General features: G+C 68.9%; 10 protein-coding genes. 5 read left to right on the top strand and 5 right to left on the bottom strand.

Annotation, left to right across the window (positions count from 1 at the left end):
• Positions 1-6 precede the first annotated feature (6 nt).
• Complete coding sequence (locus ACF8ML_RS14515; protein WP_160852141.1) at positions 7-1,230, top strand: M20 aminoacylase family protein; 1,224 nt, start codon at positions 7-9, stop codon at positions 1,228-1,230.
• Positions 1,231-1,282: 52 nt separating this feature from the next.
• Entirely contained in the window at positions 1,283-2,287 is a 1,005-nt protein-coding gene (locus ACF8ML_RS14510; RefSeq protein ID WP_392407290.1) for a Bug family tripartite tricarboxylate transporter substrate binding protein, read from the top strand.
• 43 nt (positions 2,288-2,330) lie between these two features.
• Here ACF8ML_RS14510 and mutL read toward each other — a convergent pair whose 3' ends face one another.
• Positions 2,331-4,376: a DNA mismatch repair endonuclease MutL gene (mutL, locus tag ACF8ML_RS14505; RefSeq protein WP_047326656.1), complete on the bottom strand. Its 2,046-nt coding sequence runs from the start codon at positions 4,374-4,376 to the stop codon at positions 2,331-2,333.
• Between the two features lie 172 nt (positions 4,377-4,548).
• The gene (locus tag ACF8ML_RS14500; protein ID WP_016451238.1) at positions 4,549-4,839 is read right to left on the bottom strand and encodes a glycine zipper 2TM domain-containing protein; all 291 of its coding nucleotides are present in this window, start codon (positions 4,837-4,839) and stop codon (positions 4,549-4,551) included.
• 273 nt (positions 4,840-5,112) lie between these two features.
• Here ACF8ML_RS14500 and ACF8ML_RS14495 point away from each other — a divergent pair, with 273 nt between their 5' ends.
• Positions 5,113-5,763 carry a DedA family protein gene (locus ACF8ML_RS14495; RefSeq protein ID WP_016447666.1) on the top strand — a complete coding sequence of 217 codons (651 nt, stop codon included), beginning with the start codon at positions 5,113-5,115 and terminating at the stop codon, positions 5,761-5,763.
• A gap of 85 nt (positions 5,764-5,848) precedes the next feature.
• Here ACF8ML_RS14495 and ACF8ML_RS14490 read toward each other — a convergent pair whose 3' ends face one another.
• The 3 genes from ACF8ML_RS14490 to tsaE form a co-directional block, all read right to left on the bottom strand.
• Complete coding sequence (locus ACF8ML_RS14490) at positions 5,849-6,073, bottom strand: glycine zipper domain-containing protein (RefSeq protein WP_016447665.1); 225 nt, start codon at positions 6,071-6,073, stop codon at positions 5,849-5,851.
• A gap of 211 nt (positions 6,074-6,284) precedes the next feature.
• Positions 6,285-7,781 carry an N-acetylmuramoyl-L-alanine amidase gene (locus tag ACF8ML_RS14485; protein WP_392407289.1) on the bottom strand — a complete coding sequence of 499 codons (1,497 nt, stop codon included), beginning with the start codon at positions 7,779-7,781 and terminating at the stop codon, positions 6,285-6,287.
• Positions 7,778-8,305, bottom strand: a complete 528-nt coding sequence (gene tsaE / locus ACF8ML_RS14480; protein ID WP_016447663.1) for a tRNA (adenosine(37)-N6)-threonylcarbamoyltransferase complex ATPase subunit type 1 TsaE — start codon at positions 8,303-8,305, stop codon at positions 7,778-7,780. Before tsaE ends, ACF8ML_RS14485 begins: the two co-directional genes overlap by 4 nt.
• Before the next feature lie 12 nt (positions 8,306-8,317).
• On the opposite strand from tsaE, the gene queG reads away from it, so the two are divergent.
• A complete protein-coding gene (gene queG, locus ACF8ML_RS14475; RefSeq protein WP_034399415.1) occupies positions 8,318-9,373 on the top strand; it encodes a tRNA epoxyqueuosine(34) reductase QueG in 1,056 nt (351 codons plus the stop codon).
• A gap of 115 nt (positions 9,374-9,488) precedes the next feature.
• A complete protein-coding gene (locus ACF8ML_RS14470; protein WP_209671979.1) occupies positions 9,489-12,536 on the top strand; it encodes a diguanylate cyclase in 3,048 nt (1,015 codons plus the stop codon).
• Positions 12,537-12,623: the final 87 nt, after the last annotated feature.

Genomic DNA, 12,623 nt, shown 5'->3' with positions numbered 1-12,623 from the left:
GCGGGCATGAACATTGACCCGCCCGTTTCCACCACGGCCGAAGCCGCCGATCCGGTGCTTGCCGGCATTCGTGCCACGCAGGCCGAGATGGTGGCCCTGCGCCATCACCTGCATGCTCATCCCGAACTGGCCTTCGAGGAGTTCGCCACCAGCGACTTGGTGGCCGAGCGCCTGGCCTCCTGGGGCTATGAAGTGCATCGAGGGCTGGGAGGCACGGGCGTGGTCGGCACGCTGCGCTGCGGTTCGGGCACGCGCCGGCTGGGCCTGCGCGCCGACATGGATGCGCTGCCCATCCACGAGCAGACCGGCCTGCCCTACGCCAGCCGCCATGCGGGCCGCATGCATGCCTGCGGGCACGACGGCCATACCGCCATCCTGCTGGCCGCCGCGCGCGAGCTGGCCCAGGCACGCGGCTTCGACGGCACGCTGCACCTGATCTTCCAGCCGGCCGAGGAGGGCCTGGGCGGCGGCCGCAAGATGGTTGAGGACGGCCTGTTCGAGCGCTTCCCCTGCGATGCCATCTTTGCGCTGCACAACATGCCGGGCTTTGCCGAGGGGCAGTTCGGCTTTCGCGAGGGCTCGTTCATGGCCTCGTCGGACACGGTGATCATCACCGTGCGCGGCAAGGGCGGCCATGGCTCGGCGCCCCACCTGTCGGCCGACCCGGTGGTGGCGGCGGCCCACCTGGTGCTGGCGCTGCAGACCGTGGTCTCGCGCAATGTCGATCCGCGCGACATGGCCGTGGTCAGCGTGGGCGCCATCCATGGCGGCGATGCGCCCAACGTGATCCCTGGCGAGGTGGAGCTGCGCCTGTCCGTGCGCGCCTACCGGCCCGAGGTGCGTTCCCTGCTGCGCGAACGCATCACCGCGCTGGCCCATGCCCAGGCCGCCACGCTGGGGGCCGAGGCCGTGGTGGACTACCGCTGGCGCTATCCGGCCCTGGTCAACGATGCGGCCAGCACGGCCTTCGCCCGCGAGGTGGCGCGCGACTGGCTGGGCGAGCAGGCGCTGATCCCCGGCCTGCAGCCGCTGACGGGCAGCGAGGACTTCTCCTTCATGCTCGAACAATGCCCGGGCAGCTATCTGATCGTGGGCAACGGCGTGGGCGACACCCATGGCACGGGCGGCTGCATGGTCCACAACCCCGGCTACGACTTCAACGACCGCATCCTGCCGTTGGCCGCCACCTACTGGGTGAAGCTGGCCCGGCGCTTTCTGTCCGCCGCCTGAGGCGCTGCGCCCGCACCGGATTCCTTTCACGACTTCACCTGCGATTGCCACCATGCGCACTGCATTTCCTCTCTTCTCCGAGGCCCGCCAGGTCCTGAGCCGCCGCAGCCTCCTGGGCGCGGCCGCGCTGGGGCTGGTCCTGCCGGCCGCTGCTCAGGGCAGCTTTCCTGCCAAGCCCTTGAAGCTGGTCGTCGGATACCCGGCCGGTGGATCGGTGGACCTGGCGGCGCGCGTGGTGGGCGATGCGCTGGCCGCGCGGCTGCGCGGCACGGTGGTGGTGGACAACGTGGGCGGGGCGGCGGGTGCCATTGCGGCACAGCGCGTGACCTCGGCACCGGCCGATGGCTACACGCTGCTGGTGGGGGCCAGCAACGAGCTGGTGGCCACGCGCATCGTCAACCCCGCGCAGCGCTACGACGGCCGCCGCGATTTCACGCCGCTGGGCCTGGTGGCCACCGGCCCGCTGATCCTGGCCGCACGCCCGGGCCTGGGCGTGAAGACCCTGGCCGACTTGCTGGAGCTGGCGCGCCGCCAGCCCGGCAAGCTCAGCTACGGCAGCTCGGGCGTGGGATCGACCCTGCATTTCGCGGGAGAGCTGTTCAAGCAGCGCGCCGGTGTTTCCATCACCCATGTGCCCTACCGCGGCGTGGCGCCGTTGACCAGCGACCTGGCGGGCGGCAGCCTGGACCTGGCCATGCTCTCGCCCACGGCGGCGCAACCGTTTTTGCAGAGCGGGCGCATCGTGCCCCTGGCGGTCACCAGCGCGCAGCGCCTGTCCGCCTTGCCCCAGGTTCCGGCCATGGCCGAGCTGGCGCCGCTGCGCGGTTATGAATTGGTGGGCTGGTTTGCGCTGATGGCGCCGCGCGGGCTGCCCGCCGCCACCGCGCAGCACATCACGGCGGCCCTTCAGGAGGCGCTGGCCGAGCCCGCCGTGCGCAAGCGCCTGGAAGATGCCGGCATGGTGCCGGCCTCGGGCCGCGAGGACCTGGCGCGCCTGATCGCCGAGGAAGACCGCAAATACGAGCAGCTGGCGGCCTTCGCGAACATGCGCGACTGACGGTGTAGACGGCTCTGACGGCGCTGGCGGCAGCCTCGCAGGTTCAGCGACCGCGCAGGAACAGCGCGTCCAGTTCCTTCATGCTCATCTGCCGCCAGGTGGGGCGGCCATGGTTGCATTGGTCGGAGCGCTCGGTGACTTCCATCTGGCGCAGCAGGGCGTTCATCTCGTCCAGCGTCAGGCGGCGGTTGGCGCGCACGGCGCCGTGGCAGGCCATGGTGGCCAGGATCTCATTGCGCGCGCGCTGCACCACGGTGCTGGCGTCGTGTTGGGCCAGCTCGGCCAGCACGCTGCGCGCCAGCTCCACGGCATCGCCCTGGGCCAGGGTGGCGGGCACGGCACGCACGGCCAGGGTCTTGGGAGAGAAGGGCGAGACTTCCATGCCCAGCGCCTGCAGCGTGTCGCCATGGGCCTCGGCCGTGGCCACTTCCTCGGGCGTGGCGGCGAAGGTGGCGGGAATCAGCAGCGGCTGGCTGGGGATCTGTTCTGCCGCATTGACGGCATTCTTGAGCTGCTCGTAGACGATGCGCTCGTGCGCCGCATGCATGTCCACCACGACCATGCCCTGGGCGTTCTCGGCCAGTATGTACACGCCGTGGATCTGGGCGACGGCGCGGCCCAGGGGCCAGACGGGCTCGTCGGACGCTGCCGGGGCCGCTGCGGATGATGTGCGGGGCGCAGAGAAATCCGCAGGAGCAGGCTCGGCAACGGCAACAGTCGGGGACTGGACGGCCGGCGCGTAAGCCGGGGGCGCGTAGCTGACGGGGGCCAGGGCAGCAGTGGGCACAGCGGGTACAGCGAGCACGGCTGGCTGCTCGGCGGCCAAGGCCTGGGCCGGACTTGCAACCGTTGCGGCTGCGGCCTCGCGCATGGGGGCCCACAGCCCCGCCATATTGCTGACCTTGTGGCCGCCTTGCTCATCGCCAAAGCTCATGCGGGCCTGGGGCCAGGCGGGCATGGATGCCTTGGGCGCCGTGGCCGGCGCTGCCGCAGCGGTGGGCGCAAGCTCGGGCGTGCGCGCGGCCTCTTCGGCAGCCGCAGCGGCTGCTGCGGCGGCACGCGGTGCGGCCAGCGCGTTCTCTATGGCGTGGCGCACGGCCTGGTGCACCTCGCGGCTGTCGCGAAAGCGTACTTCGATCTTGGTGGGGTGCACGTTCACGTCCACGCGCGCGGGGTCGATCTCCACATACAGCGCATACACGGGCTGCTTGTGGCCGTGCAGCACATCCTCGTAGGCGCTGCGCGAGGCGTGGGTCAGCACCTTGTCGCGCACGAAGCGGCCATTGACGTAGCAGAACTGGTGGTCGGGCCGGGAGCGCGCCGCATCGGGAATGCCCGCGCGGCCCGTGACATGGACGGCGCCCGACCAGTGCTCCACGGTCACGGAGTTCTGCACGAAGGCGTCGCCCAGCACATCGCCCAGGCGGCGCGCAAGGGCTTCATCCGACATGCTGCCGGCGGCACGCCACTGCTCGACCAGCTTGCCTTCGTGCCAGATGGCAAAGCCCACGTCGGGCCGGGCCAGGGCATGGCGGCGCACGGACTCTATGCAGTGGGCCAGCTCCGTGGCATCGCTCTTGAGGAATTTGCGGCGGGCCGGCGTGGAGAAGAACAGCTCCTTGACCTCGACCGTCGTGCCCTGGTTGCGCGCGGCGGGGCGCAGCTCGCCGCTGCGCGCGTCGAGCAGATAGGCCGAGTCCTGGCCCGCAGGGCGCGAGAGAATGGACGCCTCCGACACCGAGCAGATGGCCGCCAGCGCCTCGCCGCGAAAGCCCATGGTGGCCACGGTCTCCAGGTCGTGCAGATCGGTGATCTTGCTGGTGGCATGGCGGCGCAATGCCACGGGCAGCTCATCGCGCGGGATGCCGCCGCCGTCGTCCTCCACCGAGATCAGCCGCACGCCGCCGGCCAGCAGCCGCACGTTGATCTGGCGGGCACCGGCATCCAGGGCGTTGTCCACGAGTTCGCGCACCACCGAGGCAGGACGCTCGACGACTTCGCCGGCCGCGATCTGGCTGATCAGCTCGTCGGGCAGGTCGCGGATGGGGCGGCGGGGAAGGGTGTCGGGGGAGGGGGTGGATGCGTTCACAGGGCAATTCTAGGGGCTCGCATCCACCGCTTGAGGCCTGTGGGAATGGGGTCGGAGTGCCTTGGGCACGCGCAAAAAAAGGAGCCGCACAGGCGGCTCCAAGAGGCGTCCCCGGCCACAAAGGCCAGAGCCGGGGGCACTCTTTGATGAGGGCGGCCGGGGCCGCGCGGCCTCAGCGGCGGCGGCCGGCACGGTCGCTGTTGCTGCCCATCTGGTTGCCGACCAGCGCACCGGCGGCCGCGCCGCCCACGGTTCCCAGCGTGGTGCCGAACAGGGCACTGCCCAGCACGCCACCGGCCACGGCACCCACGCCCGTGCCCAGCTGCGCGTTGTTGGGACGGTGGGCGCAGCCGCCCAGGGCCAGCGCGCCGGCCACAAGGGCGGCGACGGCCAGGCTGCGGCCCATGGTGGTGCCCGACTTGCGTTCAGTCATGCGCTCGAAGGTGCGAAGGGTCTTGTTCATGGCTTGCTTCCTTTTGTCCTGATGATGGTGGTGAGGCCGGGCCGGCGGTGCCGACGGCATGCAAGGACTTTGCCTGCAAAAAGCTGACGCACTCGTGAGTTTTTCGTAGAGTTTTATCAAGTTGTGTAACAAAACAGGCGCGATTCCAAGCATTTGTAGTTCCATGCAAGCGCCGGTGTGCGCGGCGGTGCGATCGGCTCTGGCTCGGCTGTGGGGGCATGCCGGCGAAGTACAGTACGGGCCGGTGCGGCGTCCGCCGCGGAGGACCTTCTTTTGGAAATCATTCAGTTCCTGATCGACTTCATCCTGCACATAGACAAGCACCTGGAGGCCTTCGTCGTGGCCTATGGACCCTGGGTGTACGCGCTGCTGTTTCTCATCGTCTTCGTGGAGACGGGCGTGGTGGTCATGCCCTTTCTGCCCGGCGACTCGCTGCTGTTCATCGTCGGCGCGCTGTGCGGCGTGGGGCTGATGGACTATTCGATCGCCTGCACCGTGCTGCTGGTGGCGGCCGTGCTGGGCGACCAGTGCAACTACACCATAGGCCGCTACATAGGGCCCAAGGTGTTCCAGTGGGAGGATTCGCGCTGGTTCAACCGGCGTGCCTTCGACCAGGCCCATGCGTTCTACGAGCGCTACGGCGGCATCACCATCGTGCTGGCGCGCTTCATGCCGTTCATCCGCACCTTTGCCCCCTTCGTGGCCGGTGTGGCTGCCATGGACCGAGGCAAGTTCACGGCGTTCAACGTGGGCGGAGCCATTGTCTGGGTGTTCGGCATCAGCGCCGCCGGTTATTTCTTCGGCAACCTGCCCTGGGTGCGCGAGAACCTGGAGAAGATCATCTGGGGCCTGATCCTGGTGCCGGGCCTGATCGCCATCTTCGGCGCATGGCGCGCGGGCCGCGCGCCCAAGACGGCTTCCTGAGCCTTCAGCGCACAGCAAAAAGCCCCTTGCGCCGTGATGGCGCAAGGGGCTTTTTCGTTCAGTGGCCGAACGGCGGCGGCAGGGGTCAGCGGCGGTCGTTGCGCTTGCCCACCTCGTTGCCGATGAGTGCGCCGGCGGCTGCGCCGCCCACGGTGCCCAGCGTGCTGCCGAACAGCGCGTCACCCACCACACCACCGGCCACGGCGCCGACGCCGGTACCGATCTGGGCGTTGCTGGGGTTGGTGGAACAGCCGGCAGAGAACAAGGCAATGGCGGCAGCGGCGGCAATGGAATAAAGGCGTGTCTTCATGTTCATCTCCTGTCGTGGCCTGCGTTGCTTCGGCGGATGGATGGTGGCGCAAGCATTGTGTGGAACATGTTGGCATGCTCTCATTCACGGCCTGCGGCCGTGGTAGGAGAGTTGCCCGAGCTGGGGCCGGGCGGTTTGGAAGCGTCCGGTCCTGCCTGTCCGACAGCGGCGGCGGACGGCATGCCGCCGTGCCTGTGGCAACCCTCGCGGCTCAGACGGAGCGGCTGCGGGCCAGCGGCGGGTTGTGCGCGAAGTAGTTGCGGATGCCGCGCATCAGCGCGTCGGCCAGCTGCACCTGGTAGGCGCTGCTGCGCAGCCGGGCTTCTTCCTCGGGGTTGCTGATGAAGGCGGTCTCCACCAGCACGCTGGGGATGTCGGGCGCCTTGAGCACGGCAAAGCCGGCCTGCTCCACGCGCGGCTTGTGCAGCTTGGCCATGTTGCCGATCTCGCCCAGCAGGGCGCCGCCGAGCTTGAGGCTGTCCTTGATCTGGGCCGTGGTGCTCATGTCCAGCAGCATGCGCTGCACGTGCTGGTCCTGCGAGCCCATGTTCAGCCCGCCCACGAGGTCGGACTGGTTTTCCTTGTTGGCCAGCCAGCGCGCGGCCGTGCTGGAGGCGCCCTTGTCGCTGAGCGCAAAGACGCTGGCGCCACGCGCAGCTGGCGTGGTGAAGGCATCGGCATGGATGCTGATGAAAAGGTCGGCCTGAACGCGCCGGGCTTTCTCGACGCGGGTGGCCAGCGGCACGAAGAAGTCGGCGTCGCGCGTCATGAAGGCGCGCATGGGGCTGCCGCCGATGCGGGTGTTGTTGATGCGGTCGCGCAGCAGGTGGGCGATCTTGAGCACCACATCCTTCTCGCGCGTGCCGCTGGGGCCGGTGGCGCCGGGGTCCTCGCCGCCGTGGCCCGGGTCCAGCGCCACGATGATGATGCGGTCGGTCTGGCGCGAGGTGGCGATGTTGGGCGCGGCAATGGGGGCAGGGGCCGGAACGGGCGCAGGCGCTGGGGCAGGAGGACGCGGCGCAGCCGCGGGAGCCGGCGCCTGCGCGATCACGGCAGGCGGCGGCGCAGGCGTCTTGCCGCCCGGGCCGCCGCTGTGCTGGGCGATCAGGTCGCCCAGGGGGTCGGGGGCCGGCGCCGCGGCGCCTGGGGGGCGGGGCATTGCGGGTGCAGGAGGTGGTGGAGGTGCCGCCGCCACGGCGGTGTCGTCGCTGGAGGCATCACGCAGGCGCTCGCTGATCAGCGCTTCCAGCGGGTCCACGGCCTTGGCCGGGTACAGGTCGAACACCAGCCGGTGCTTGTAGGCCGCCACCGGCTGCAGGGTGAAGACCTGGGGCTTGGCGGGCTGCTTGAGATCGATCACCAGGCGCACCACGCTGGGCGAGTTCTGGCCCACGCGGATGGATGCGATGTTGGGGTCGTCGGAGCGCACCTTGGCGACCAGCTCGCGCAGCGCGGGATTGAGGTCGATGCCTTCGATGTCCACGGCCAGCCGAGGCGGCTGGTCCACGAAGAACTGCTTGGCAGCCAGCGGCCGGTCGGACTCGATGGTCACGCGCGTGTACTCTGGCGCAGGCCAGACGCGCACGGCCACGATGGTGGCGCCGTGCGCAATGTGCTGGCGGCCCAGCAGCAGCACGATGGAGCCCGCCTGCAGCAGGTTGCGGCGCGACAGGCCGGACGGATAGGAGAAGGGTTGGGCGTCGCTCATGCCTTGAGTGCTTCGATCACGGCGCGTCCGACGGGCGTGCCGGCGATCAGGCTCACCTGGCGCTGCGTCTCGTCGATTGCTTCGATATGAATAGCTATATCTGCCGCAGGCGTAAGCGCTGCGGCCTTTTCGGGCCATTCTGCCAGCTTGAGACCGGGGCTGGCGAAAATATCGCGAAATCCTGCATCCTCCCACTCGCGCGGATCGTCGAAGCGGTAGAAGTCGAAATGCCAGATGGACAGGCCCGGCGCCTCGTGCGGCTCCACCACGGCATAGGTGGGGCTTTTGATGCGGCCCTGCACGCCCAGTGCGCGCAGCCAGTGCCGCACCAGCGTGGTCTTGCCGGCGCCCAGGTCGCCGTGCAGCGTGACGTAGGCATTGCGCAGCGCCGGATGGTCCGCGAGCTGCTGCGCAAACCGCTGCGTGTCTTCCTCGCTGCCCCATATCCAGCGATGGCCCGCAGTTTCCGCATCCTGCGGCCGGGCGCTTTCTACAATCGAGGGAGTATGTTGTGCAGCAGTCAATTGGTTCCTTTGATGCAAGGCTGGGCCCGCGAACTGGGATTTTCCCAAATTGGCGTGGCTGGCGTGGATTTGTCGTCTGCGGAGCCGGGTTTGATGCAGTGGCTGGCCCAGGGGTTCCATGGCGAGATGGACTATATGCAGGCCCACGGACTGCGCCGCGCGCGGCCTGCCGAGCTGGTGCCAGGCACCGTGAGCGTGATCACGGCCCGCATGGACTACCTGCCGCGCGACACGCCCGCCGACGCGCCCGGCGCCTGGCAGGCCATGGAGTGGGAGAGGCTGCAGCGGCCCGCCGAGGGCATCGTCTCCGTCTATGCCCGGGGCCGTGACTACCACAAGGTGCTGCGCAACCGGCTGCAGAAGCTGGCAGAGCGCATCGCCCAGGAGGTCGGCCCCTTCGGCCACCGCGCCTTCACCGATTCCGCTCCCGTGCTGGAGGCCGAGCTGGCCCGGCGCAGCGGCCAGGGCTGGCGTGGCAAGCACACGCTGGTGCTCAACCGCGAGGCAGGCTCCATGTTCTTCCTGGGCGAGATCTATGTGGACCTGGCGCTGGAGCCCACGGCGCCCGTGACCGCGCACTGCGGCAGCTGCGCAGCCTGCATCACGGCCTGCCCCACGGGCGCCATCGTGGCGCCGCACCGGGTGGATGCGCGGCGCTGCATCTCCTACCTGACCATCGAGCATGCGGGCGCCATTCCCGAGGAGTTGCGGCCGCTGATGGCCAATCGCATCTATGGCTGCGACGACTGCCAGCTGGCCTGCCCCTGGAACAAGTTTGCCCAGCCCAGCCGCCTGCCTGATTTCGATGCGCGCGAGATCCTGGCTGGCGGGCAGCTGGTGCACTTCTTTGCCTGGGACGAGGCGACCTTCCTGCGCCTGACCGAAGGCAGTCCCATCCGGCGCATAGGCCATGCGCGCTGGCTGCGCAACGTGGCCGTGGCGCTGGGAAACGCCTGGCGTGAAACCGGCGATACGGCACTGCGCCAGGCGCTGGCCAGCCGCGCCGAACATCCCGACGCCATGGTGCGCGAGCATGTGGCCTGGGCACTGTCGCAAAGATCGGATTGAGCTGATAAGACCAGGGCGCTTGTGTGTGAAACAATTGTTGCGCTCTGTCGGAGTGCCCCCCGGCGGCCTGTTGCGGGCCACTGCCCTTGAAGGCGCGGGGCCTGTGTGACTCAACATGATGTTTGATATGCGCGCAAAGCCTCCCCGCAGCCTGTCCCGCCTGCTGAACGCAGAACCGCTGACCCAGACCACGGTGGCCGTCTGGGTGGGCCTGTGCTGCGTGCTGCTGGCCACGGTGGCGTACTGGACGGTGCTGGTGGACAGCCACCGCACGCAGCGCAGCTTTACCGAGTCCCAGTCCTGGCTGCGGGTGGGGCAAATGTCGCATGCGGTGTCGGTGCAGGTGCAGACCCTGCTGTCCGGCCTGGACTACACCATGCGCGGCCTGGAGTCCGACTTTGCCGATGGCGATGTCGACGGGTTTCGGCGTGCCGTGCAGACCACGTTCGACGCCTACCCGGCCGGCACCTTACTGCAGATCGCCGTGGCCGACGAGAAAGGGGACATCGTGTACTCCAACCTCCAGCAGGAGGTGCAGACGCGGGCTGCCAAGGTCTCCATCCGGGACCGCGAGCATTTCCAGGTGCATGCCAACCGCGAGAACATGGGCATGTTCATCGGCCGCCCCGTGCAGGGGCGTGTCTCCCACAAATGGACCATACAGCTGAGCCGCGCGCTGTACCGCCAGGGGCAGTTCTCGGGCGTGCTGGTGCTGTCGCTGTCGCCCGAATACATTTCGCGCTATTTCCAGTCCATCTTCGATGGCGCCAAGGACGTGATCTTGCTGCTGCGCACCGACGGTGTCTATCTGGCGCGCTCTCAGGGACAGGACGAGGTGATGGGGCGTTCGGTCTCCGATGTGCGCGTGTCACAGTTCGCGCCGGCCATGGAGCGCGGCACCTACGAGGCCGAGTCCTCGGTCGATGGCGTGCTGCGCATGTATGCCTGGAGCAGGGTGGAGGGCTATCCGCTGATCGTCAGCGCAGGGCTGGACAAGAAGGCCATCTTCGAATCGCTGGAGGAATCGCTGGAGCGCGGCCTGCTGCGCAATGGCATAGGCACGGCGGTGCTGCTGCTGGCCGTACTGCTGACGTTGTGGCTGGCGCGCCAGCGCCAGCTCAGCGAGCGCATGCGGCTGCAGGGCGAGCGGCGCTTCGCGCGGCTGGCGCAGGAGGTGCCCGGGGGGCTGTTCCAGTTCCGCATCGGCGCGGATGGCCAGTTCCAGTTTCCCTTCACCAGCCCGGGGTTCTTCGAGCTGCATGGCGCAAGGGCCGACGCCGTCCGGTTCGCCGACCATGAACTGCTCAAGCGCGTGCACCCCGAGGATCTGCCCGCCCTGGCGACCTCGGTGCAGGACAGCGTGGGGCGCAAGGATGTCTGGGAGCACAAATACCGCGTCTACGGGCCTGGAGGCGAGCTGCGCTGGCTGCACGGCCACGCCCGGCCGCAGCAGGAGGAAGACGGCTCGCTGCTGTGGCATGGCTATGTGCACGACGTCACGCAGGACCAGGCCATACAGGAATCCATACGCCACAGCGAGGAGCGCCTGCGCCTGACGGTGGGCGCCGTGCGTGACGGCCTGTGGGAGTGGGACTGCCGCAGCGGCCATGTGGAGTGGGATGCGCGCTGCTACCAGATGCTGGGCTTCGAGCCAGGCCAGTTCCCCATGAACTACGACGCCTTCTGCGCGATGGTCCATCCCTCGGACAGGGCGCGCGTGCTGGCGCGGCTGCAGCGCCATGCCGAGGCCGGTGCCGACTTCCGCGTGGAGATGCGGCTGCGCAGCTCGGCCGACAGCTGGCTGTGGGTGGAGTCGCGCGGCGAAATCACCCAGCGCGATGCCGACGGCAAGCCCGTGCGCATGCTGGGCACGCACACCGACATACAGCAGCGCGTGGAGCAGTCCCGCCTGATCAAGGCCTTGCTGGACCGGGGAAGCGCCCTGATCGTCATGGCCGGTCCCCAGCGCGAAATCCTCTATGCCAACGAGCGCGCGGTGCAGACCTTTGAGATCGAGACAGACCGGCTGCCCGGTGGCGTGAACCTGCGCTCGCTGCATGTCAGCGACGAGAGTTTCGAACGCTTCGGCCAGCTGTACGGGCAGCTCAACGCACGCGGCACGGTGCGCACGGAATGGATCCTGCGCATGCCGTCGGGCTCGGGCCACTGGTTCGACATGCAGGGCTCGCTGCTGGACCCCGACGAGGACGACGGCCGCGTCATCTGGACCATGATCGATACCGACGCGCGCCGGCGCGCCGAGACCGCGTTGGCCGAGACCCAGCACCGGCTGGAGGCCATCATCGACCGCTTTCCCGCAGGCATTCTGGTCACCGACGCCCAGGGCCGCCAGGTGCTGGCGGCCAACCGCATGCTGGCCGCTGCCCTGCAACTGGACATGGCGCCTGCCGCCCTTGTGGGGCTGGGCATGCCGGCGCTGATCCAGCTGCTGCCGGCGTCGGTGGCAGGCGTGCTCAGCGCAGGGCCCGTGGCCGGCCGCTCCCTGCATGCGCTGCCCGATGGCCACTATGTGGAGATCGAGGGCATGCAGCTGCGCGACGGCGACCGCTCCATCGGCCATTGCTGGGTCTTCCACGATGCGACGGAGAGGCAGCAGCGCGAATCCCAGCTGGAAACGCTGGCGCTGACCGATGCGCTGACGGGCATTCCCAACCGCCGCGCCTTCCTGGAGCGGCTGGCGATGGAGCTGGACCATCTGCGCAGCGGCCTGGTCGCGCATTCCACGCTGATCATGCTGGACATAGACCACTTCAAGCAGGTGAACGACGGCTACGGCCACGCGGTGGGCGACATCGTGCTCAAGGAACTGCTGGCCTCGGTGGCGCAGGAGATGCGCAGGGAAGACATGGTGGGCCGGCTGGGCGGCGAGGAGTTTGCCGTGCTGCTGTCCGACACCGATGCCGAGGTGGGCCTGCGCCGCGCCGAAAGCCTGCGCGAAACCGTTGCCGCGCGCGCCATCGATGCGGGCCTGGCCGGCGACCTGCGCATCACCATCAGCCTGGGCGTGTACGAGCTGCAGCGCAGCGATGCCTCGGCCCAGGGCTGCCTGGAGCGTGCCGACGCCGCGCTGTACTACTCCAAGCGCAACGGCCGCAACCAGTCCACGCTGTGGAGCGAGCGGCTGCCTGCCATCGCGCGGTGATCCGGGCCGCTTTGGCGCAACGGCCTAGGAATTCATCCCGGTCGACTGCCGATTTTCAGAATGGTCCAATGGCCTGATGGCACCGGA

The sequence above is a fragment of the Delftia sp. WSY_10 genome (assembly GCF_043104705.1).
Classification (GTDB): domain Bacteria; phylum Pseudomonadota; class Gammaproteobacteria; order Burkholderiales; family Burkholderiaceae_C; genus Comamonas; species Comamonas tsuruhatensis.
The sequence above is the reverse complement of the archived record's forward strand: the minus strand, read 5'-3'. Positions and strand labels throughout refer to the sequence as shown.

Excerpts from the sequence above, each read along its gene's own strand:
- ACF8ML_RS14490 (WP_016447665.1), bottom strand. The coding sequence starts at position 6,073 with ATGAAGACACGCCTTTATTCCATTGCCGCCGCTGCCGCCATTGCCTTG.
- queG (WP_034399415.1), top strand. The coding sequence starts at position 8,318 with ATGCAAGGCTGGGCCCGCGAACTGGGATTTTCCCAAATTGGCGTGGCT.
- ACF8ML_RS14470 (WP_209671979.1), top strand. The coding sequence starts at position 9,489 with ATGATGTTTGATATGCGCGCAAAGCCTCCCCGCAGCCTGTCCCGCCTG.
- ACF8ML_RS14485 (WP_392407289.1), bottom strand. The coding sequence starts at position 7,781 with ATGAGCGACGCCCAACCCTTCTCCTATCCGTCCGGCCTGTCGCGCCGC.
- ACF8ML_RS14515 (WP_160852141.1), top strand. The coding sequence starts at position 7 with ATGAACATTGACCCGCCCGTTTCCACCACGGCCGAAGCCGCCGATCCG.
- ACF8ML_RS14500 (WP_016451238.1), bottom strand. The coding sequence starts at position 4,839 with ATGAACAAGACCCTTCGCACCTTCGAGCGCATGACTGAACGCAAGTCG.
- ACF8ML_RS14510 (WP_392407290.1), top strand. The coding sequence starts at position 1,283 with ATGCGCACTGCATTTCCTCTCTTCTCCGAGGCCCGCCAGGTCCTGAGC.